This window comes from Streptococcus gallinaceus (assembly GCF_024170225.1).
GTDB classification, from domain to species: domain Bacteria; phylum Bacillota; class Bacilli; order Lactobacillales; family Streptococcaceae; genus Streptococcus; species Streptococcus gallinaceus.
Genome location: NZ_JALJXU010000008.1, coordinates 39,452 through 62,571, shown reverse-complemented (window position 1 = coordinate 62,571; position 23,120 = coordinate 39,452). Strand labels below are relative to the sequence as shown.

Sequence of the window (23,120 nt, the reverse complement as noted above, 5' to 3'; positions counted from 1 at the left end):
ATTATTCACCTCGATTCGCCATGACGGTCAAGGTATCTGAAATTGCTTGGAACATCTCTTGCTCAGTACGGCCTCCGCGGTAAATTTGATTGTAGAGGATACCATCTCGAATAAAGAGCACGCGCTTGGCACGACTGGCCGCTGTTGTCGAGTGGGTCACCATCAAAATGGTCTGCCCTTGTTCATTGATGGTATCAAAGACATCGAGCAAGGTCGCTGAGGACTTAGAATCCAAGGCACCTGTCGGCTCATCTGCTAAGAGGATTTCTGGTTGGGTGATGATGGCACGTGCTACTGCCACTCGTTGCTGCTGACCTCCCGAAATCTCATAAGGCATTTTATTCTTTAAGGTAGCAATCCCTAGATGATTGAGAATGTCTATCCCACGCTTATTCATCTCTCCAACAGGCACGCGAGACAGAACGAGGGGCAAGAGGACATTATCCTTGACAGACAGGGTATCTAAAAGATTAAAATCCTGAAAAACAAAGCCTAATTTTTCACGGCGAAAAGCAGATGCTTCCTTCTGCTTGATGGACTGCGTATCCACCCCTTTCAACAAAATTTTCCCCTCCGTTGGCTTGTCTAACATAGCTAGGATATTGAGCAAGGTTGACTTACCACTCCCTGACTCTCCCATAATCGCCACATATTCCCCTTCATCCACTGTAAAATGAATGTCCTTCAAGGCCTCGACTTGATTGACCTGAAAGCGAGTTTGGTAAATCTTTTTCACATGTTGTACATCTAGTAGTGTCATCACAGTTCTCCATTTCTTTTTACTCGTTTCATTTTACTGCTAAAAAACCATGGTAGCCATGGTTCTAACTTACATCTCACTTACAGATTTGTAAGGTTAATCTAGCCTGAGTCGTTTTTGGTTAATACCAATCCGAACCTCTGTACCTTTCCCGACCTCGGAGGTCAATTTTAAGGAGAAATCTAATTCTTGAGCAATCTTCCGAGATAAATAGAGCCCTAATCCTGATGATTGTTGGGTAATCCTGCCATTGTAACCCGAAAATCCTCGTTCAAAAACCCGCTCCAAATCTTCCTTAGCAATCCCAATTCCCGTGTCACGAATCACCAAATCCCCCTCATCTAGCAAAATTGAAATAGTTCCTGTTTTGGTATATTTCAGTGCGTTAGACAAAAATTGTTCTAGCAGAAGCCCGAACCAGCGCTTATCTGTCACGATTTCCTGTTCTAAGTCTCCTAACTCCAGACGAATGCGTTGCTGGATAAAGAAAATGGAAAATTTCTTAACCGTTTGATTGACCAAGTCTGCAAGATTTTCCTTACGAAAAACGAGGTCATCATGAAAAGACTGCAACCGTAAGTAATTGAGCACCAAGCCAGTATACTGTTCAATTTTCAGCAATTCCTGACTCAGTTCTTGCTTGTGCTGACTGGCGTCTAAGTCGCCTATCAAGAGCTGACTGGCTGCGATGGGCACCTTCATTTGGTGGGCCCACATGGTATAGTAGTCCTGCAAATCCTCCTGACGGGCACGCTCCTCGGCTTTACAACTGGCCAGCTGCAAGGCTGCCTCTTGGTATTTCTTCAGCAAAAGCATCTCTATCGCTGTCTGATGAGGAAAATCCTGACCAGCAAGAACCGCCGACCATTTCCGAAACTGTCTCACACCGTCCATCAGGAAAACCAGCAACATTATTACTAAAATTAAAAGAAATCCATAATCAGCCACTCCTTGCTCGATACCGTAGAGACCTGAAAATGCCCACAGCAAGAAGCTAAGCAGAGCAAAACCGATCAAGAATAGAGCCCGTTCTCGCAACCAATTCCAAAGGAACTGCCACCATTCTCGTCTAGTCATGGCGCTTCACCAAGCCGTACCCGACTCCCTTTTTGGTTGAGATGATATTGGTCAAGCCCATGTCTGTCAATTTTTTTCGCAGACGCGCCACATTGACCGTCAAGGTATTGTCATCGATAAACAAGTCGCTGTTCCAGAGCTCTTTCATCAGGTCCTCACGGCTGACGATAACCTGCGGTCGCTCAAACAGTACCCGCAGGATTTGAAATTCATTTTTGGTCAGTTCATCTGTTTTTCCAGCAAAATGAATCTGCATGGTTTTTAAGTCTAGGGAAATATCATCAAAGAGCAGGACTGATTGCTCCCCTACAAAGTCGTAGGTCCGACGCAGCAAGCCCTGTATCTTAGCCAGCAGAACGGTCATATCAAAAGGCTTGGTCACATAATCGTCCGCCCCCATATTGATGGCCATGACAATGTCCATGGGCTGGTCATGCGAAGATAGAAAAATGATGGGCAAACGTGACTCTTTGCGGATTTCTTGGCACCGGTAATAGCCGTTAAAAAAGGGCAAGGTAATGTCCAACAAGAGTAAGTGCGGCTGAAATGAGCGAATCTGCTCTAAGACAGCTTGAAAATCCGTCACTTCCTCCACATCGTATCCCCATGTGATCAGATTTTTAGCCACCAAACGGCTAATGGTCGCATCGTCTTCTACAATTAAAATCTTCTGCATCGGCGCTCCTTTCTTTTCTCTTATTATAAAGGATTTAGCCAGTAAATGGAATGATTTTTAGCTGACTTACAAGATTTTAAGTTGGCATTTGTCTTTTCCAGCAACTTGGGCTATACTGATAGAAATAAGCAAGAGGAAACCACATGGCAAATATACTGACCTACCTGACCAATTATCAATATGACAATTTTTACGAGACTGCAATCAATGAATTGGACATTTTAGCCTTGACAGAGCTGTCTTACCTGCCCTTCGATGACTTGATTACGGCAGATTTTTCAGTGACAAAAGGCATTCGGTTGGATGAATTGGCAGATAAATTTCATGAAAAATTTCAGTCTGGCTATCCGCCACTTTCCATGGTCAACCGTGACCGTCTGGCACTACTTGCGCAACTAAGCCAGAGCAAACGGTTCAAGTATATCCGAGCCTTTGCCTATGTCAATGATTATAGCTTGGAGGATCAAAAGCAATTTGCAGCCGTCTCCTATCGCCTCACTCCAAACGATGTTCTGACCGTTTTTCGTGGAACTGATGATACCATAATCGGCTGGAAAGAGGATTTCCATATGACCTATATGGCCGAAATTCCTGCCCAAGCAGCGGCACGAGACTACTTAGAAACAGCTATTGAGACCCTACCGGCTAATTTTTATGTAGCTGGCCATTCAAAAGGGGGCAATTTGGCTACTTTTGCCAGCAGCCAAGTCCAGCCTGCCCTTCAGGAAAGCATCCAAGAAGTCTATAGTTTTGATGGCCCTGGCTTGCATGAAACTGTCCTTGCATCGACTGGGTATGCAGCCATTACCAAACGCATTCATTCCATCATTCCAGAAGGCTCTATCGTTGGTATGATGCTTCAAACACCGAAAAATGCCCACATTGTCAAAAGTACAGGGCTGGGACTCATGCAGCATATCAGTTTTACTTGGGAAATTGACGACAAAACCTTCCAAACTGCTGCCGCTCTGACCCCCGACAGCCTGCAAATGGACCAAACCCTCAAAACCTGGACAGCTAGCTTAAGCCCCGACGAACTCAAAACCTTTTTCGACCTCTTTTTCGGTCTCTTTACCCAAGCTGGCATTTACCGCTTCAGCGACATGACCATCGATACGCCTGCTAAGTTACAGGCCTTGGCTCAAAATCGACAAAACCTCTCCCCTGAAGAACGGCAAATGTTGGAAAGGATGACCCGACTCCTCATTGATACCCGATATCAAATCTGGAAAGAGCAAAATCAAAACCGCCCTAAATTTGACTTGGAGAAACTGAGAGTCAATTTACCTGATTTTCAAACCTTTCCCTTCATCAAATTTTCCGATGACAACAAACCTCAAAAATAAGTCAAAACCACCCGTGAAAACGGGTGGCTTGTACACCGGCTATAAGCCGATGGTCTCCAAATTCGCATGCTTACCAAATATCATCAAGGCACTTTTACTTTTTAAGTAGCCTATGAAATCAGAAATCGCTAGTTTTGGTGGAATCATGACAAGCATATGAACATGATTGGGCATCATGTGTCCTTCTATAATTTCCACACCTTTGTATTGACATAGATGACGGAAAATCCCAATCAAATCTTGTCTTATTTTGTATGTGATAAACTATAACTGGTTTTAGCCACGCTAAAATAGTCCACTGGACTTTTTTACTCCTCCTTTGTCTAACCTGAACAATTAGGTTAGACTAGGAAAAATAAAGGGAAGCTCGAAGCCTTGTCAGCCACCAGCTAAGCTGGTGGTTTTCTTGTTTTCCTCTTCGAGAAAAACTGGCTAGAAGCCATAAAATGAAAAAAGAACCTAGGACTGAGTCCCAGGTTCTTGATTTTTTATCACTATATTTTGCTAAAAAAATAACAGATTTTACACAAAATCCCCAATTTTGTCTGTCTGGCAAATTCTAGCCCTTCTTTTTAGAAAAATAAGACACAAAAAGAACGAGTTGGCACTCGTTCTCCTATCTGTTTATTCCGTCGCTTCAAAGATTAATCTCTCCCTATCCAGCTCCATGGTCAAACGGTAACTGAATTCATCAACCGACTCGATAAAGCCTAAAATGACCAAAGCCTGCACAAAGATCTCCGAACGTTTTTGCAGAAGAATATCCTTGCGGGTAAATTTCAGTAGAAATGTGGTCATGTATTTGAGAGCATAAGCGGGATTGACATCTCCCAAAAGCTCATACAAAACCGCCTGTTCAGCAGATAAGGGCAACTGCTCCCGCATTTTGTAAAAATAAGCATTCAATGTCAACTTTTCCCGCAAAAAATCAACTTTTTCTCGAATCACCAAAGCATTGGTGTCATTGGCCAAGTCCATCTCATAGGTCAAGTTTTTTAAATCCTGATAGACAGGGGATTGGTCGTCCACAAAGACCTCTTGACCAAATTCCAGCTGGTCACAGGACACCAGCAAAGAAAATTGATTGCGGTAGCGACGATTTTCACGCGCAATATAACCCGCGTCAATGTAGCTATCCAACAGCTTATCCACGTTTTTCACTTCGGAAAACGTTTTTTTAATGTCCCGCAAGATAACCTCATCATGCAGGGCTAGGTAATTGATTAAGTCTTGAAAAAAAGACTGCTTGGTTAATTTTGTAGGGTTCACTGTGATAATCATAAAAACAGTATAACAAAAAAATAGACTCTTGCGGAAAAACAGAGAGCAATTTTCAGCTCATATGAGCTCACGCAGATAAACTTGAAATCATTTACCAGCTCAGACAGTTTTTTTTGAAATTTTTTGAAAATGGAGATGAAAAACTTGACTACTAGTAGCTACGAGATGGTATACTAATGATATCATGTAAACTCTACTCAGTTAACTGTGATAGATGTTATTTTGGACGCTTTATCAGTCTGAAATTCCCCTAAAAAAACAAAAATGAGGTAACTATGTTTATCATTGATTTTATTTTACATATCGACCAGCATATCTATGCGATGGCTAATGCGGTTGGCCCTTGGACTTATCTCCTACTTTTCCTCGTGATTTTCGTGGAAACAGGAGCGGTTATCCTTCCATTCCTCCCAGGTGATAGCCTACTGTTTGCGGCTGGAGCTCTCGCTGCTAATCCAAATATGTCCTTTAATGTATGGATTTTTGGCATCCTCTTCTTCCTTGCATCTATCCTAGGGGATACCTTAAACTTCTTTATCGGACATACCTTTGGCTACCAGATGGTAAGACATCCCTTCTTCTCTCGCTTTATCAAAGAGCAGTACATTCAAGATGCAGAAGAGTATTTCGAAGAAAAAGGATCTGCCGCTATCATTCTCGGGCGCTATATCCCGATTGTCCGTACATTTGTCCCATTTGTTGCCGGTGTCAGCCAATTTCCTTTTAAAGATTTCTTCATACGGGCATTCATCGCAGCAGTTTCCTGGTCTATCATTGCGACTGGCGCTGGCTACCTCTTTGGCAATATTCCATTTGTCAAAAGTCACTTTTCTCTGATTATCATTACGATTGTCCTCGTGACCTTGCTCCCAATGATTATTCCAACGATTAAAAAAATCGTTCAGAAACATCACTAAGCTACACTAAAATTCTACTTCATGTAGCATCTAAAAAAACACGCTAGAGCTTTCTAGCGTGTTTTCAGTTTATTATGCGTTAAAGCTGTCTGTCAATTGAGGAACAACTTGTTTCTTACGTGAAACAGCACCTGCAAGGAATGCATGGTTGTTTTCAAGGGTAAAGTTGAAGGCTGCTTCTACCTTGTCCATGTTGCTTCCCAAAGCCAAGATTTCTGAGTTTGAGTTGACGATGTCTGTAATCATAAGGACAAAGTCTGAGTAGCCGTTGGCTGCTGATGCAGCTATCATGGCTGCTTCGATTTCTGCTTGGCGTTCCAAGACTTCTGCGATATCCACCGTATTGACTTGTGCCACGCGCACTGCGTTGCCATTCAATTCGAATGTTTTGGCGTCGATGTCAATCAACTCTTCAGCTGATTTGCTTGCCAAGTTTGTTCCAGCTTTCAACAATGCCAAGCCATATTCTTCCAAGTTAACGCCTGCGATGGCTGCCAATTCTTCTGCAACTGCTGGATCAGAGACGTGAGTTGTAGGAGATTTGAGCAAAAGCGTGTCAGAAATCAAACCCGACAAGAGAAGACCAGCTACTTCTTTTGGAAGGGTGATACCTGCTTCTTTTGAAGCACGGTAAACGATAGAAGAGGCTGAACCAACTGGCTCAACACGCATATAAAGTGGATTAGCCGTTTCAAAATTCGCTACACGGTGGTGGTCAATGACTGCTGCCACTTCAACCTCACGAATATCTGCGATAGATTGTTGGAATTCATTGTGGTCTGTCAAGATAACTTGGCTCACGCCTTCTTCTTTAGCAGAAGTGACCACGCGAGGGGCTGTTACACCAAAGTAGTCCAAGGCAAATTGTGTTTCTTCATTTGGCTCTCCCAAGAGAACGGCTTCTGCATCGCGTCCCCAAGCTTCGCGCTCCAAGTAAGCCCAACCATAAGCTGAAGCTGTTGCATCCGTATCTGGATTTTGGTGACCAAAAACTAAAAATTTAGACATGTTGTTACCTCATTAAATAGATTCAACTTATTTTACCACATTTTCAATCATAATGGAATGAGGGGAACTGCATTTGCATCCGCACCTAAAAAAAGGTAAGATAGTAGTAGATTATTATAAAGGAGTTTTTATGAAATTCTCAGATTACACTTATGTGCGCCCTGACTATGAAGCGCTCAAACAAGAAATGGCAGCTTTAACTGCTGACTTGGCTGCTGCAACAAGTGCCGATGCAGCTCTTGCTATCGTCAAGCAAATCACAGCCATCAACGGAAATATCGACACCCAGGCCAATCTCTGGAGCATCCGTCACTCCATTGACATGAATGACGACTTCTACAATGAAGAAACAAAATTCTGGAACGAGTATTCTCCCCTCTTTGACGAGCTCATGACCAACTACTACCGCGTGGTGGTGGATAGCCCATTCCGCAAAGAACTCGGTGACTTCTTGCCAGAAACATTCTTTATGTTGGCAGAAAACAAGCTCAAAACTTTCTCATCCGAAGCGATTCCACTTTTCCAAAAAGAAAATCAATTGGTCGACCACTACAATAACCTGATGGCAACTGCCCGCTTGGACTTCCGAGGAGAAACTTACAACCTCTCTCAAATGGGACCTTTCAACCAATCAACTGACCGCGACACGCGTAAAGAAGCTTCCGACACTGTCACAGGTTACTTTGTAGAACACGAAGCTGCATTTGACGACGTCTACGACCAGCTTGTCAAAGTTCGTCATGAAATCGCGACAACACTCGGCTTCAAAGACTATGTTGAATACGGTTACAAGATGATGAACCGTTTTGACTACAACCGTGACATGGTCAAGACCTACCGCGAAGAAATCTTAAAATTGGTTGTTCCAATTGTCAACGGATTGCGCGACCGCCAAGCCAAACGGATTCAAGTCCCTGAGCTCAAACACTACGATCTAGTTCTCGAGTACTTAAACGGAAACGCGACACCGCAGGGTAGGCCTGAACACCTAGTCAAAGAAGCACAAAAAATGTACCACGAGTTGTCCCCAGAAACAGGCGAATTCTTCGACTACATGGTAGAAAACGATTTGCTAGACCTCATTGCCAAAGATGGTAAAGACACAGGTGGCTACTGTACCTACATTTACGACTACAAGAGCCCATTTATCTTTGCTAATTTCAATGGAACAAGTGCAGACATCGACGTCTTGACGCACGAAGCTGGACATGCCTTCCAAGTTTACAATTCACGTTGGATTGCAGCACCTGAAGCTATCTGGCCAACCTACGAATCTTGTGAAATTCATTCTATGTCTATGGAATTTATGACCTGGCCTTGGATGGATCTGTACTTCAAAGAACAAGTAAACAAATACAAATTCAGCCATTTGTCAGCCGCTCTCTTCTTCTTGCCATACGGTGTACTCGTCGACCACTTCCAACACGAAGTTTACGAACATCCAGAGATGACACCTGCCGAGCGCAAAGCCACTTGGCGTCGTCTTGAAAAAATGTACCTTCCTTCAAAAGATTACTCTGAATCAGAAGCCCTTGACCGTGGTATCTTCTGGTACCGCCAAGGACACATTTTTGCAAGCCCGTTCTACTATATCGACTACACCCTCGCTCAAGTCTGCGCCCTCCAGTTCTGGAAACGAACACAAGTAGATCACGACGAAACAGCTTGGGAAGACTACATGCGCATCTGTAAAATGGGTGGAACAGCAACCTTCCTCCAAATCGTGGAAGCTGCTGGTATCCAATCTCCATTCCAAGAAGGAGCCTTGGAAGCAACTCTGACTGCTGCCGCTGACTGGCTCAACGCTATTGACGACAGCAAATTATAAACGAAAAGAAGCCATCGGCTTCTTTTTTTACTCCTCTACTCGTAAAATGGATTTCCCTTTTGAACCACCTTTTCGCAACTTATCCAGCGCCTTGTTGATGTCAGTAAACGCAAATACTTGGTCACTGGAAATGGGAACTTGTTTTTCAGCAAAAATACGAGAAATCTCACGCAATTGCGGACCATCCGAATGCATAAAAATGAAATGATAGGTTTGCCCATTTTCAGCTGCTAGTTTGTCATATTTTCGTCCAACCAGACCAAATAAGAATTGCTTGAACCAAGACAGACCCATTTCTTTGGCAAAGGCACGGTTAGGCAGACTACTCAGACTGACTAGATGACCCCCTGTTTTCAAAATCCCAAACTGCTTCTCCAGCTCTTCTCCTCCCAAGGTATCAATGACGTAGTCCACATCCGATAGAATCGCTGTGTAGTCCTCTGTCTGGTAATCGATAAATTGGTCCACTCCCAAGCTCAGCATCCGCTCTTTATGAATCGCACGACCATTTGTCACGACCCGCAAACCACGAGCTTTGGCTAGGGGAATGGCTATGGCACCAAAACCACCTGTTCCACCGGAGATAAAAATCGTCTTCCCAGCCTCTACCTTCAACAAATCCAAGGCTTGGTAGGCTGTTAAGGCTGTCAAAGGAATTCCGGCCGCCTCTTCAAAACTGAGGTAGTCTGGAATCAAGGCAATTTCTGACGCTGCAATTCCTACATACGCCGCAAATGCACCTGGTTCTTTCAAGGTCATTCGACCATAAATCCGGTCTCCTACCTTAAAATCAACCACATCACTTCCCACTTCCTCGATGCCCCCTGCAAATTCATTTCCCGCTGTGAATGGCGTTTTAAAAGGAAAAATCGCTCGAATTGACCCCGTCATGAGCTTGTAATCCACAGAGTTCAAACCTGCTGCCACCACCTTAATCAATACATCTTGTGAAGAAATTGTCGGTTTAGGAATGTCGACAATCTCCAAGTCAAATGGCTCTTTAGCGTACTTTATTTGTTGAATAGCTTTCAATTTTCTTCTCTTTTATTACTATTTAGCGATAGTTTAGTATACCACATTTTGAATAAAACTAGAAAAAGAACACCTCACTTTTGAGATGTTCTCTGATTTTATTGTGCTTTAATCCGATTGAGGTATTCCTGATAGGATTCTGTCTGCATGAGTTCTTTCGCGTTTTCAACACGGGCTTTGGTTGGTGGCTTGGTTCCTTCTAGCGGATACGGTTTCCCCAATTCACGCCACTTGAATTCACCCAAATTATGATAAGGAAGAACTTCAAAACGCTCCACATTAGTCAATGTTTTGACAAACTCACCCAAATGCACCAAATCCTCATCACGGTCTGTCAAATCTGGCACCAAGACATGGCGAATCCAAACGGGCTTGCCAATATCTGACAGATAACGTGCACAAGCCAAAATAGTCTTATTGCTGTGACCAGTGACAATCTTGTGTTGGTCAGGATTGATTTCCTTGATATCCAAGAGCACCAAATCCGTCACAGCCATGAGCTTCTCATATTTTTCCAGATAGCGAGGAGTATTACGGAAAGTCAGGGCACAGGTATCCAAAGTAGTGTGGATGCCTTTCTCCTTGGCCAAGGTAAAGAGGGCAATCAAAAAGTCAATCTGGATAGTGGCTTCACCACCTGATACGGTGATGCCTCCCTCCTTCCCCCAAAAACCTTTGTAACGCAAGGCTTCATTGAGGACGTCTTCTGCTGTTCTTTCTGTCGCCATAGGATTTACCAAATCCCAGGTATCTGGATTATGGCAATATTGACACCGCATATGACAGCCCTGCATGAAGACCACAAAGCGGATACCCGGGCCATCTACAGCACCAAAGCTCTCTGTCGAATGTACCAAACCAGTAACATTTCTGTAATCGATTTCTTCCATTTTTACTTCCTATCTTTCACTCCCTCCATTATAACACTATTTTTAGGAAAGCGGGTTCAAAAACACTGAAAAAAGAGTGGGAATTTCCTACTCTTTTCCATCTTCTTCTGTTTCAATCTTTGTTAATAAAAGTTTGATTTTAGTCACACGACCATTTTTGACCTTGTCATTGATCAGCACCAAGTGGTAATCATTGCTGTCCACTTCATAGCTCATCTTTTCATCCTGACTTGGGATCGTCCCAACACCTGTTAAGTAGAAGCCAGCAATGGTATCCACATCATCGCTTTCCAACTCTGTGCCAAAGTGCTCATTGAAGTCATTGAGGGTCATATTCCCCTGAACAATATAAGTCTGGTCTGCAATTTCACGGACAAAAATCTCTGTCTTATCCGTTTCATCATCAATTTCTCCAACAATTTCTTCCAACAAATCTTCCAGAGTGACCAAACCAGCCACTCCACCGTATTCATCAAGAAGAATAGCCATTTGATTTTGCGTATTACGGAGTTCCGTCAAGAGATCATCCACGAAAATCGTTTCTGGAACAAAGAGTGGTTCCTGTAAAATCTTACGTAGATTGATATTTTCAAAACCATTTGTAAAACCTTCTGACAAGAGGCGCTTGGTATGAATGAGACCAATCACCTTGTCCTTGTCGTCTTCATAGACAGGAATTCGGGAGAAATTTTGCTTGAGAATTTCTTGGATAATACTGTTAACATCATCCTCGATATCGACCATGAAAGCATCCGTCCGAGGCACCATAACCTCACGCGCCACCATTTCGTCCAAGGAGAAAATCCCCTGCAACATCTCAATCTCGTCCGCATCCAGGCTTGTCGCTTCACTCTTGGTCAGCATGTACTCAATCTCATCTCGGGTCATCTGCTCATCCGCATCATCAAAAGTCATGGGTGTAATCCGAGACAAGAGATTTGTGGATGCAGACAAGAGCCAGACAAAGGGACTCACAATCTTCCCTAAGAAAATAATTACTGGCGCAGTCACAACGGCTAGATTTTCTTTCATATTCATGGCAATCCGCTTCGGATACAATTCCCCCAAGACGATCGATACGAAGGTCAACAATGCCAAAGCAAACCAATAACCTGCCGTCTGTGCCGTTGAAGAATTTCCCAACCAGCCCGCAAATACCTTGCCCAAGTCACTAGCTAAGCTCGCCCCTGATAAGATTGAAATAAAGGTAATGCCAACTTGAATGGTTGACAAAAAGTTGTTAGGATTGTCTAGCACCTTGACCAGACGAATATACTTTTTCTCCCCTTCAACCGCCTTTTGCTCCACACGAGAACGATTGAGCGACACTAATGCCATCTCAGAAGCTGAGAAAAAGGCATTGAGCAGGGTTAGAATAAAAAGGATCAAAATTTGCAAATAAATGGTCTGACTACCAGGGTCTTCCATGTCGGTCTCCTATGTCTATAATTTTAGATAACAGTCCTATTATATCATATTTTTAGATTTGGAGGGAAATTATTCATTTTCTAGCATTTCTATGATAAAATAGGAAAAACATTTGTGAGGTGCTCCATGATTCTATCCATGCAAGATTTATCCTATCGTCGCCAAGGAAAGACGATTTTAGAAGACATTAACTGGCAAGTTAGAAAAGGAGAAACTTGGGCCGTTCTTGGGCTAAATGGTGCTGGAAAATCCACTCTCTTACGGATTCTCATGGCTGAATTTTGGAAAAGTTCTGGTGAATTGCAGGTCTTGGGCGTTACCTTCGGTAAGGGAGATATTCCCAGCCTCCGCAAGAAAATTGGCATCGTCGGTTCCTTCCTAGCCGAACGCTTCCCAACTGACCTCTACGCCGAACAAATCGTGCTAACAGGCAAGTACAAATCCTCCATCCTCTACCGCGAATATGGACAAGCCGAACTGGACCAATCCCGACAAATGCTCTTAACTATCCAAGCAGGGCACTTGATTGGTCGCCGCTACAATAGCTTATCACAGGGTGAACGGCAGCTACTACTCATCGCGCGTAGTCTCATGGAAGAACCTCAAATTCTCATCCTAGATGAAGCAACTGTCGGATTAGATCTACTGGCACGGGAACGTCTTCTCAAGCACATCGACCGCATTTGCCAGCTGAAAAATGCACCAGCTATTATCTATGTGACCTACCACGCTGAAGAAATCACGGCTTCATTTAGCCACGTCCTCCTCCTCAAAGAAGGAAAAGTTCTAGCGCAAGGGCCCAAGGAAGAAATCCTTACTCCAGAACTCCTAGGCGATTTTTACGGCAACCAGGTCGAACTCATCCCGCTAGGCGACCAACGAATCTTTATCAAGCCATTATTATAAAAAAGAGAAGAAATTTCTTCTCTTTTTAATTTGTTAATTCCTGTAAAATGCCACCATCCGTTAAATAATATGAACTCGATAGACTTTCTTCACCATTGTTTATAAAAATTTCCAACAAACTTTTATCCAAAATGAATAAAACTTCGTGAGCTTCAACAGACACTGCACGTCGATTAATTGGCCACTCTTCTTCACCTTTAATCTGGATTTTTAAGTGACTACGATCTACATAGACTTCTTTAGCCACTGCATCATAGCCAAATTCTAAGTAATCCTCTGAAGTACCCAGTCGGTATACTTTTCCATCTGTCCAATCACTTTGTAGATAGCCAACCTGAGAATTTTCCGACATAAATAAAATAGGAAGTTGTTCCAAGATGCCATCCGGCAATGTTTGAAGTATTTTTTCACCTTTATATTTTAAAATTCTTGGCGTGGTCATAGCTCCAGCCCAACCATGTTGAAGATTATGGGTGACTGCTGTACGACCCCAGTTTTGCATCCAAGCAATGACAATTCTATTTCCCTTATTGTCTTCAAAAGATTGGGGAGCATAGTAATTATGCCCGTGATCAATTTCTTTTACCGTCTCCTGATAAAATTGCTTTTTATCCCAATCAACAAATCCTGAAACTAAAACAGAGGAATTTAGATTGACAAAATCATTTCCAACACGTTGATAGCGCATCGGTGACATCATAAGATAGGATTTTCCATCCATCTCAAAATAATCTGGACATTCCCACATAAAGCCTTGATGGGGCTCCCCTTTCAAAAATATCGATTCAAATTGCCAAGATACCAAATCATCAGACCCTAGCAAGATAATACATCCTACTCCATCTTGATGTTTAGCTGCAACAACAGAATAATATCGTTCGTCCTTTTCAAATAATTTTGGATCACGAAAATCACTCTTAACAATTTCCTCAGGCAAAACCTCTCCTGTTGCAACTGGATTTTCCTTGATTTTATGAAAAGAAATGCCATCTTCAGAGTAAGCCATATTTTGAATTTGTCGGACACTTCCATCCTCATCAACAATATGACCCGTGTACATTAACCAAAGAATATCATCCTTAACAATAGCACTTCCCGAAAAGCAGCCATCCTTATCATAGTCTTGGTCTGGCACTAAAGCCACAGGTAAATGCTCCCAGTGTAATAAGTCCTTGCTCTTTGCATGTCCCCAATGCATCGGCCCCCAGACACTGTCGTATGGATTAAACTGATAAAATAAGTGATACTCGCCTCGGAAGAACACGCACCCATTGGGATCATTGATCCAACCAGTCTGGGCCGAAAAGTGCAATTCTGGTTTATAGATCTGATTCACTTTAGAAATATTTTCTAAAATGTATTTTTCTGCTCTTTCAATACTAAATTGACTCATGTATTATTTTACTCCTGTTCCAGTACTTCCCAATCCTTGAACCAAATATTTTTGGAAGAATATGTAAATAATAATGAGTGGAATTGTTGAAATTGTCAACATCGCCATTATTTGGTTTGTATAGGTTGGTTGGGTATTATTGATATTGGTAATAGCTACTTGCAATGGAAAATCACTTGTATTGGTTAACACCATCAATGGCCAAATATAGTCATTCCAGCTACCAATAAAAGATAGAGTTCCTACCGTCGCAATAGCTGGTTTCGACAATGGTAACATGATATTCCAAAAAATTCTAAAATGAGATGCCCCCTCAATCTTAGCCGCTTCCAAAATTTCATTCGAAACCGCTCTGAAGAATTGTCTGAACATATAAATAAATAGTGGTGCGGAAAGAGCTGGCAATATAACTGCTAAGCGTGTATTTAATAAACCTAATTTTTGCACAATAGAAAACTTAGTGATTATGATTGTCTCACCAGGAATAACCAAAAGTGCTAACATTAAACCAAAAAGAAATCTCTTTCCCTTAAAATCAAATTTCGCAAAGGCATATCCCGCCATAGAATTCACCAAAATAGAGCCAATAGTCACACAAGAGGCATAAAAAATACTATTTGCAATATATTGAAAAAGATTAAATCGTGCTGATATTTCTTTATAGGGTTGAAGCCATTCACTTGGATTGGCAGACGGCAAAAATGAACGCCAAGTTCCCAATTGGTCAAAGACAGCCTTTTCAGTCTTCATAGAAGAGACGACCATCCACACTAATGGAAATACAAATAAAACAGCTAGTAGGAAGGTCAAGCTAAAGTACAATAAATTTGTTTTTCTTTTATTCATGATATCCTTCATCTCCTGTTACTTTTCGTTGTAAAACTGTAAATAAGATAATAATCAAACCAAAAATGACCGTAATAGAACTTGCATATCCAACCATACGATCCGTGAAACCTGTCCTATAAATATAGTATACTGGTGTTAAGGTTGAATTCAACGGCCCACCTTGTGTCATGACCATTGGTTGAATAACCAGTTTAAAGGCATCAATTAACGTCGTAGTTAAAATTAAAATAGAAGTTGGCTTAAGCATTGGTAAGGTAATATGGAAGAATTGTTTCCATTTACTAGCTCCGTCAATGCTGGCTGCCTCATACAAAGAAGACGGGATATTTTGTAGACCTGCAAGGAAAATAAGCATTTGGTAGCCGGCTCCTTGCCAAGCAGAAACTCCTATAATCACAAACATAGCTTGTTTAGGACTCGTTAAAAATGGCTGTGAATCAATACCAATTGTATTCAAAAATGCATTAATCAAACCACTCGAGGGATTCAATAGGACTAGCCACAAAACAGATACAACAACTAAAGACATAACGACTGGGGCAAAGAATGCCACTTTGAAAAATATGGTTGATTTCCGCTTATTATTGACTAGCAAGGCCAAACCTAAGGCTAATCCAAGCTGAATTGGAATAATAAAAATAACAAATTGACCAATATTTTTTAGACTTTGCATGAACAAAGGATCTGAAAAGAGCTTGATAAAATTATCAAATCCTACAAAAGTGGTGGCGTCCGGAGTTAACAAATAGTAATTTGTAAAAGCATAGTAAATAGATAGTAAAGTTGGTAAAAATAGGAATGTCCCTAAGATCAAGAGAGAAGGGGATAGAAACAGATACCCCATAAAGGATTCTTTGTGTTTAGCTGTCATTGATCATAAACTCCTTCTAATAAACAATAGGGGTCGCCTACTCAGTTAACCTGCTATAGACGACCCTTTCTTTCACGATAAATCCTATGGTAACAATGGATCAATTTCTTTTGCTTTTTGTTCCAAAAGTGCTTTAATATCTGAATTTTGATCAACATAGGTTGATTCTGTCACAGTATCTTGTACAATGCGGCTAATTTGTGGATATTTTACAAGAACAGGACGAGCATGCCCAGTTTTCGCATTTTGCTCCAACAATACTTTCATTTGATCGGAGACTTCTGTTGCAAGGCGATCAGATGTGGATTTACGAGAAGGAAGTACAGAATTGCCCACACTCATATCGTAAACTTCTTGTTCTGATCCTAAGAAATCAATCAATGCTCCCGCAGCATCTTTCTTCTCAGTTGTAGCACTCATACCGTAAGCCCAACTACCAGTTGGTGAAACCAATTTTTTCGTTTTAGGAGACATAGGCAATGGAAGAACACCATACTCAATATCAGTATATTTAGAGTCCATTTCTTGCATCGTCCAAGAACCTGTCATCTTCAGTGGATAAACACCTGTTTGGAAACCATTCTTTTCTGGAGTAATGGTTGAGTAACCATTTTTAATCAAACCTTGAATGAAGGTAAATGCTTCAATTGACCCTTCATTATCAAGTGCTCCTGTTGATTTTTCACCTGATTTATTGACAACATCACCACCAGATGACCAAACAAATGGTGTAAAGGCATACATCAACCACTCTGAGTGATCATCAAAGCCGACATCAATAGCTGGTTTATTATATTTTTTAGTCAGTGTAGCAAACAATTCATTGTATTGATCATATGTCCAAGGATTCTCTACAGTTGGTAGGCTAGCTATATCAACACCTGCATCTTCTAGCATTTTTTTGTTGTAGAAAATTCCCACACCTGATTCAGAATAACCTAGTGAATATAGCTTTCCATCATAGGTACCTTCATCTACAATACTTGGTAGTAAGTCATCTTTATTTGTTACATAGTCATCAATTGGAGCGATAATACCTGATTTTGCATAGGCGGCTGTATTCGGTCCATCCATCGTGAGAACATCTGGCAGAGTATTTGTCGTTAAGGCAGCATTCACTTTATCTTCGTAACCACCACCGGAACCACTCCGAGGAATATATTCAACCTTAGCAGTGTAGCCTTTTCCATTGTTCTTATTGAAGTCCTTAATTGATTGGCTCATAACCTGTCCTTCGGCAGACTCTTCAGAGTACTGTACCCAGAGGGTAACTGTCTTATTGTCTCCTTTTTCAGAGGCTTTATTTGAGCCATTATTTCCACAGCCGGCCAAAGCCAAAGCAGACAATAAAGTAACGGCAACGGTTGTTTGTTTAAAGAATTTCATCTTTAACCCTCCTATATTTTTAAAACGTTTCAAAAATATAGGTTATAAGAAAGGTGATTTCACCCCTCAAATAAAATATAAATGAAACGTTTCATTTTTTTGGTAAAATATTAATCAACTTAATGACAAGATTATTCTAACATTGGTAGCGCTTTCTGTCAAGTAGTTTTTAGCTATTTTTTGTTGTTTTTCCTTCAATATATGAAATAGGTAAAATAACTTGACTTTCATGTGGTTTTCCTTCAATAATCGCTAACAAAACTTTGACTGCTGTTTGTGCCATTTCTTCCAAGGGTTGCTTGATTGTTGATAAGGGATAATCTCTATCTTCTCCGTATCGAATACCATCATATCCAATAATTTGAACATCATCTGGAACATTCTTCCCAATTTTCTCTAACACAGCTATAGTATCTAAAGCCTTAAAGTCATTTACGGCAAAGATACCATCAATTTTGGGATTATCTCGTAAAAATTTTTCTAGTTCAACTTGAAAATCTCCATAAGGCTCCTCTAAATCAAAAATAAAACAATTTTCCCCAGCCTGTCTCACTGTCTTTTCAAAATAAATTCTTCGATTTTTCGTATCATTGGAGGTGCTATTGTGGCTTCCTACAAAAGCTAGATACTGACAACCTTTCTCCATTAGTTTTTCTGCTGCTAATTGCCCTCCCTTTTTATTGTCAGAAGCAATCCAAGCAATTGATTTTTCCGTATAACTCCTATCAATACTTACAAACGGAATATCTGACGCTAAATAATCCTCGATTGGATTATAAGTTATCGCAATAATACCATCCACCTTATTTTGCTGCAACATGGTAAGGTATTCCAAATCTTTTTTAGCTCCATTTGTGTTACAAAGTAGCAGTTTATAATTGACCTCACTAAGAGCAGTTTCAACAAAAAAAGCAAACTCACTAAAAAATGGATGCCAAATACTCGGAAGAATGAGCGCTACTGTGTCCGTTTTACTTGTTTTCATTCCCCGAGCATATATATCTGGAATGTAATTCAGCTCTTCAATAGCCAAATTTACCTTATTCAAGGTAGTTGGCTTTAAGTCACTTTTCCCATTAATAACACGCGATACCGTACCAACACTAACCCCAGCCAATCTAGCTACGTCTTTCATAGTAATAGATTTTTTTTTCATAACTTTTACTCCACATATTTTCTACATTATAACACGTTCAGAAAACCTTTTCTATTTTTTACAACAAAAAAACCAGTCCCGTAGAACTGGTTATAATTCAAATTTATTTACTTTCAAATCCTTGAGCTACTGCTTCTGCAAAGTTAGCTTCTACAATTTCCGCACAGTGGTCACAGATATGAGCTTGGTATGAACGTTCTTTTGTCGTTTCATCGACACGGCGACAACGATCACAAACTTCACCTGCAGCTCGTGCTACTGTAAAGGCAATATCTTCAAATACAATTGCATCTGATGGTGCGGAGTCTTCTGTTATGATCAATCCTGATACAATCAAGAGCTGAGCAATATCGCTATCAAGAGCAGCCAACAATGTTTTCACTTCTTGGCTAGCATAAATAGTCAAGTGTGCTTCCAATGATTTACCAATCACCTTAGCGTTACGCGCTTCTTCCAAAGCTTTTTGCGCTTGTGTACGAAGGGTCATGAAGGCTTCCCATTCCTCAAGAATAGCTTCTTGACCGGCAAATGTTGCGACTTCTGGCATTTCTGACAACTGAACAAACTCTTCTGCTTCGTGCTCAAGGTATGACCAGATTTCTTCAGCCGTATGAGGCAAGATTGGTGTCAACAATTTAGTGATCTTAACCAAGATATCGTAGAAAACAGTCTGCATTTGACGACGAACAAGACTATCTGCTGCTTCAATGTAAACCACATCCTTAGCAAAATCAAGGTAGAAGGCTGACAAGTCAACTGTGATAAAGTTAACCACCGACTTGTAAATGGCCATAAAGTCATACTGATTGTAGGCTTCCTTGATTGTTGTCACCAATTGATTAAACTTAATGGTCATGTATTTGTCAACCGAACGCAAGTCTTCAAAAGCAACTGCGTTTTGAGTTGGATTGAAGTCAGATGTATTGGCAATCAAGAAACGAAGTGTGTTACGGATTTTACGGTAAGTTTCTGACACTTGACCAAGGATTTCCATAGACACACGTACATCGTTATCCGTATCAACAGATGTCACCCAAAGACGGAGAATTTCTGCACCGTATTGCTTAGCCACATCATTTGGCGAGATGATATTGCCCTTTGATTTAGACATCTTCTCCCCCTTACCATCAAGGACAAAGCCTTGTGACAAGATTGACTTGTATGGTGCATGACCATTAACAGCTACTGACGTGATAAGGGATGAATTGAACCAACCACGGTACTGGTCCGAACCTTCAAGATAAAGATCAGCTGGATAGGATAGATTTTCGCGAGCATTCATGACACCGTTCCAAGAAGAACCTGAGTCAAACCAAACGTCCATGATGTCAGTTTCTTTGGTAAATTCGCCATTTGGTGAACCTGGGTGTGTGAATCCTGCTGGAAGAAGATCTTTAGCTTCACGTTTCCACCAGATGATGGACCCATTTTCTTCAAAGAGATTGGCCACATGGTCTGTTACTTCTTTGGTCATGATTGGTGTGCCATCTTCGGCATAGAAGATTGGGAGCGGAACACCCCAAGCACGTTGACGTGAGATAACCCAGTCGCCACGGTCACGAATCATATTGTAAAGACGTTTTTGTCCCCAAGCTGGATTGAAAGTTGTTTTTTCAATTTCATCCAGAATGTCTTGACGGAATTTTGATACGGATGCAAACCATTGTGGCACTGCACGCCAGATAATTGGTTTTTTGGTGCGCCAGTCAAATGGGTATGAGTGGTTGATGACTTCTGAAGCCAAGAGAAGGTCTCCCAATTTTTCCTTAACGGTTGGTACAACCTTATCGTAAAATTGACCTACAAAGTCTGGACCAGCATTTTCCATCATAAGACCACGCTCATCAACAGTAACTGCAACCTCGATACCATATTTGACACCGACATTGTAGTCATCCTCACCAAAACCTGGTGCAGTATGGACAATCCCTGTACCAGACTCAGTTGTGACGTGATCACCTAAGATCACCAATTCATCAACTTCTGTGTCCCATGGGTGTTCGGTCACAATCAATTCAAGCTCTGCACCTTTATGACGCGCCACAATCTCAAATGACGCCCAACCAAATTTACCTGCTAGTACATCAACCAAGGCTTCTGCAACCACATACTTACGCTCTGAACCTTCCGGTTTTACCACAAGGTAATCAAGGTCTGCGCCCACTGTTAAGGCACGTGAAGCCGTCACTGTAAATGGTGTTGTCGTCCAAACAACGATATAGGTATCGGTGTCAAGAACACCCTTCCCATCTTTGACTTTGTTGGCGTAGTAAAGTGATGTTGAGTCAATGTCATGGTATTCAATCTCAGCTTCAGCAAGGGCTGACTCTGATGACCAAGACCAATAGACAGGTTTTGCACCACGGTAGATATAGCCTTTATCTGCCATGGCACCAAATACACGGATTTGATCAGCTTCATATTGTGGTTTTAGGGTGATATATGGATTTTCCCAATCCGCTGAAACACCCAAGCGTTTAAAGTCATCGCGTTGCTTGTCCACTTGACTAAGTGCATAGTCACGGCACATTTCAAGGTAGGCTGCCAAGTCCATTTCTTTACGCTTCACACCTTGTTTTGCAAGAACTTGCTCGATTGGAAGTCCATGTGTGTCCCAACCAGGAACGTAAGGTGCACGGAAACCGGACATTGATTTTGAACGGACAATGATATCTTTTGAAATCTTATTCAGAGCGTGACCAACGTGGATATTCCCGTTAGCGTAGGGAGGTCCATCATGCAAATGAAAGGCAGGTTTGCCTTCATTGAGCTCTTGACGTTTGCGATAAAGGTCAGCCTGTTCCCAAACTTTTTGCCATTCTGGTTCTTTATTTGGCAAACCAGCACGCATCGGGAAATCCGTTTTCCCCAAATTTAAGGTTTCTTTTAATTTCATTTCTTCTCCTTTATTTTACAAATAATTCCATTACAACTTCATTGCCAGATGGTCCCTTGCTCGAAAAGCCTAGACTTTCTAACATCCCACGCATTCGATGGTTGCCAATGACATAATCAGCAACTAAGCGATGACAGGATGCATCTTTCTGCGCCATCTTAATCACTTGGCGTAGAACTTCCTTGCCATAGCCATTATTTTGATGCTTTTGGTCAATCATCAAGCGCCAAATCAGCCATTTCTGCTCTTCTGGATGCATCCATAGCAGTAAAAATCCCACTACTTGGTCCAAATTATATACTGCATAAGGTCTGACTTGTTCACCATAGAGCCAAGCTTGAGCCAAAGAATAAGTATTGGAAGCCACACGACGTTCATCCTGTGAGGATAAACTTAAGTCCACGACTTCTTCAAAACTTGCTTCATCAACAATTTTTAATTTAATCATAACAAATAAAAAAACTTCCGCCAAAAAGGACGAAAGATCGTGGTACCACCTTAGTTTAGATAGAGTTTCCCCTATCCCTTATCTGACTGATAACGATGGTCAACCGTCTCCCCCTACTAAATGTGTTCAAAGGAGATTCCATAAGATGATTCCATATTGAAGAGGGAATGCAGACCTTTCACCATCGCCTACTCGCTAAAATTATCTCCAATATGGATTGTTCTTATATTATTTTACTCTTCTACAAGCTCTTCAACAGGCTCGCTAGTTTCTAAAGAATGTTCTGAAGCATCAAGTTGAGCTTGTTCTTGCTCAAAGGCTTCTGCTTGACGAGTGATTTCTGCAAGCTCTTCAGCTGTCAATTGACGTGTCACATCCAACTCATCTTCAACAGGTTCAACTTTTTCAGCCAAAGCTGTTTCCAACACTTCGCGGAATGCTTCATCACTTGTCTGCAAGTAAGATGCTGTCGGGCGAAGAATTTCTTCCCATTCAGATGAATTCACAATAGACAATTGGCTTTCAACTGTGGATTTCAAGCGTTGATGGAAGATACGTGTCTTGTTTTTAAGTTCTTCTGTTTCAACAGCTACTTTCTTCGCATTATCTGTTGCTGATCTGAGCAACTCATGTGCCTTATCTTTTGCTTCATTCAACAAGTTTTGAGCATCGTAGTCTGCTTGTTTCAAAATATTTGCTGCTTGTTCGTCTGCAGCAACCTTAACCTTAGCAGCCGTATCTTGTGCCAAAAGAACTGATTTGCTCAATGATTCTTTCATTTCATCGAAATAATCCAAGCGTTCTTTCAACGACTTGATTTCCAACTCTTGTTCATGATTTTTACGAACTAAATCTTCATAATCACTTGTCACAATGTCTAAGAAATCTTCAACTTCATCTACATCATAGCCATTAAATAATTTATTTCCAAATGTTTTATCTTTTAGTTCTTGTACTGTAAGTGCCATAGGC

The 23,120-nt window shown here is 41.4% G+C and carries 20 protein-coding genes and 1 pseudogene; 4 read left to right on the top strand and 17 right to left on the bottom strand.

Annotated features, from left to right (window positions below; genetic code table 11):
• Window position 1 precedes the first annotated feature (1 nt).
• The 3 genes from J2T50_RS09255 to J2T50_RS09245 all read right to left on the bottom strand — a co-directional run bounded on the left by J2T50_RS09255 (window position 2) and on the right by J2T50_RS09245 (window position 2,513).
• On the bottom strand, window positions 2-760 hold the full coding sequence (locus tag J2T50_RS09255) for an ABC transporter ATP-binding protein (RefSeq protein ID WP_253365984.1): 759 nt from the start codon (window positions 758-760) through the stop codon (window positions 2-4).
• A gap of 96 nt (window positions 761-856) precedes the next feature.
• Entirely contained in the window at window positions 857-1,837 is a 981-nt protein-coding gene (locus J2T50_RS09250) for a sensor histidine kinase (protein WP_253365983.1), read from the bottom strand.
• The gene (locus J2T50_RS09245) at window positions 1,830-2,513 is read right to left on the bottom strand and encodes a response regulator transcription factor (protein WP_253365982.1); all 684 of its coding nucleotides are present in this window, start codon (window positions 2,511-2,513) and stop codon (window positions 1,830-1,832) included. Before J2T50_RS09245 ends, J2T50_RS09250 begins: the two co-directional genes overlap by 8 nt.
• A gap of 143 nt (window positions 2,514-2,656) precedes the next feature.
• On the opposite strand from J2T50_RS09245, the gene J2T50_RS09240 reads away from it, so the two are divergent.
• Window positions 2,657-3,859: a DUF2974 domain-containing protein gene (locus tag J2T50_RS09240; RefSeq protein ID WP_253365981.1), complete on the top strand. Its 1,203-nt coding sequence runs from the start codon at window positions 2,657-2,659 to the stop codon at window positions 3,857-3,859.
• A gap of 54 nt (window positions 3,860-3,913) precedes the next feature.
• Here J2T50_RS09240 and tnpA read toward each other — a convergent pair.
• Window positions 3,914-4,111: pseudogene (gene tnpA / locus J2T50_RS09235) on the bottom strand (IS200/IS605 family transposase); the annotation flags it as partial.
• A 372-nt stretch (window positions 4,112-4,483) separates the two neighbouring features.
• The gene (locus J2T50_RS09230; RefSeq protein ID WP_253365980.1) at window positions 4,484-5,140 is read right to left on the bottom strand and encodes a DUF1803 domain-containing protein; all 657 of its coding nucleotides are present in this window, start codon (window positions 5,138-5,140) and stop codon (window positions 4,484-4,486) included.
• Window positions 5,141-5,415: 275 nt separating this feature from the next.
• On the opposite strand from J2T50_RS09230, the gene J2T50_RS09225 reads away from it, so the two are divergent.
• Window positions 5,416-6,057 (top strand): VTT domain-containing protein, encoded by a 642-nt coding sequence (locus J2T50_RS09225; protein WP_253365978.1) that lies wholly within the window; start codon window positions 5,416-5,418, stop codon window positions 6,055-6,057.
• Between the two features lie 72 nt (window positions 6,058-6,129).
• On the opposite strand, the gene J2T50_RS09220 is transcribed toward J2T50_RS09225, so the two are convergent.
• Window positions 6,130-7,065: a manganese-dependent inorganic pyrophosphatase gene (locus tag J2T50_RS09220; RefSeq protein ID WP_253365976.1), complete on the bottom strand. Its 936-nt coding sequence runs from the start codon at window positions 7,063-7,065 to the stop codon at window positions 6,130-6,132.
• A gap of 130 nt (window positions 7,066-7,195) precedes the next feature.
• Between J2T50_RS09220 and J2T50_RS09215 the strand changes: the two genes are divergently transcribed.
• Entirely contained in the window at window positions 7,196-8,893 is a 1,698-nt protein-coding gene (locus J2T50_RS09215) for a M3 family oligoendopeptidase (protein ID WP_253365974.1), read from the top strand.
• A gap of 27 nt (window positions 8,894-8,920) precedes the next feature.
• On the opposite strand, the gene J2T50_RS09210 is transcribed toward J2T50_RS09215, so the two are convergent.
• The 3 genes from J2T50_RS09210 to J2T50_RS09200 form a co-directional block, all read right to left on the bottom strand.
• Entirely contained in the window at window positions 8,921-9,925 is a 1,005-nt protein-coding gene (locus J2T50_RS09210; protein WP_253365972.1) for an NADP-dependent oxidoreductase, read from the bottom strand.
• A 98-nt stretch (window positions 9,926-10,023) separates the two neighbouring features.
• Complete coding sequence (gene pflA, locus J2T50_RS09205; protein WP_253365971.1) at window positions 10,024-10,815, bottom strand: pyruvate formate-lyase-activating protein; 792 nt, start codon at window positions 10,813-10,815, stop codon at window positions 10,024-10,026.
• A gap of 87 nt (window positions 10,816-10,902) precedes the next feature.
• A complete protein-coding gene (locus J2T50_RS09200) occupies window positions 10,903-12,243 on the bottom strand; it encodes a hemolysin family protein (protein WP_253365970.1) in 1,341 nt (446 codons plus the stop codon).
• A 126-nt stretch (window positions 12,244-12,369) separates the two neighbouring features.
• On the opposite strand from J2T50_RS09200, the gene J2T50_RS09195 reads away from it, so the two are divergent.
• Window positions 12,370-13,149, top strand: a complete 780-nt coding sequence (locus tag J2T50_RS09195; protein ID WP_253365969.1) for an ABC transporter ATP-binding protein — start codon at window positions 12,370-12,372, stop codon at window positions 13,147-13,149.
• Between the two features lie 25 nt (window positions 13,150-13,174).
• Here J2T50_RS09195 and J2T50_RS09190 read toward each other — a convergent pair whose 3' ends face one another.
• The 8 genes from J2T50_RS09190 to J2T50_RS09155 form a co-directional block, all read right to left on the bottom strand.
• A complete protein-coding gene (locus J2T50_RS09190) occupies window positions 13,175-14,542 on the bottom strand; it encodes a glycoside hydrolase family 32 protein (protein ID WP_253365968.1) in 1,368 nt (455 codons plus the stop codon).
• A gap of 3 nt (window positions 14,543-14,545) precedes the next feature.
• Window positions 14,546-15,400 (bottom strand): carbohydrate ABC transporter permease, encoded by an 855-nt coding sequence (locus J2T50_RS09185; protein ID WP_436300329.1) that lies wholly within the window; start codon window positions 15,398-15,400, stop codon window positions 14,546-14,548.
• Window positions 15,381-16,262, bottom strand: a complete 882-nt coding sequence (locus J2T50_RS09180) for a carbohydrate ABC transporter permease (protein WP_253365966.1) — start codon at window positions 16,260-16,262, stop codon at window positions 15,381-15,383. Before J2T50_RS09180 ends, J2T50_RS09185 begins: the two co-directional genes overlap by 20 nt.
• 84 nt (window positions 16,263-16,346) lie before the next feature.
• Window positions 16,347-17,648, bottom strand: a complete 1,302-nt coding sequence (locus J2T50_RS09175; protein ID WP_253365964.1) for an ABC transporter substrate-binding protein — start codon at window positions 17,646-17,648, stop codon at window positions 16,347-16,349.
• Window positions 17,649-17,817: 169 nt separating this feature from the next.
• The gene (locus J2T50_RS09170; protein ID WP_253365956.1) at window positions 17,818-18,804 is read right to left on the bottom strand and encodes a LacI family DNA-binding transcriptional regulator; all 987 of its coding nucleotides are present in this window, start codon (window positions 18,802-18,804) and stop codon (window positions 17,818-17,820) included.
• Window positions 18,805-18,907: 103 nt separating this feature from the next.
• The gene (ileS, locus tag J2T50_RS09165) at window positions 18,908-21,700 is read right to left on the bottom strand and encodes an isoleucine--tRNA ligase (protein ID WP_253365954.1); all 2,793 of its coding nucleotides are present in this window, start codon (window positions 21,698-21,700) and stop codon (window positions 18,908-18,910) included.
• Between the two features lie 10 nt (window positions 21,701-21,710).
• Window positions 21,711-22,148, bottom strand: coding sequence for a GNAT family N-acetyltransferase (locus J2T50_RS09160; RefSeq protein WP_253365952.1), 438 nt, complete (start codon window positions 22,146-22,148; stop codon window positions 21,711-21,713).
• A 233-nt stretch (window positions 22,149-22,381) separates the two neighbouring features.
• A complete protein-coding gene (locus J2T50_RS09155) occupies window positions 22,382-23,116 on the bottom strand; it encodes a DivIVA domain-containing protein (protein ID WP_253365950.1) in 735 nt (244 codons plus the stop codon).
• Between the last annotated feature and the right edge of the window lie 4 nt (window positions 23,117-23,120).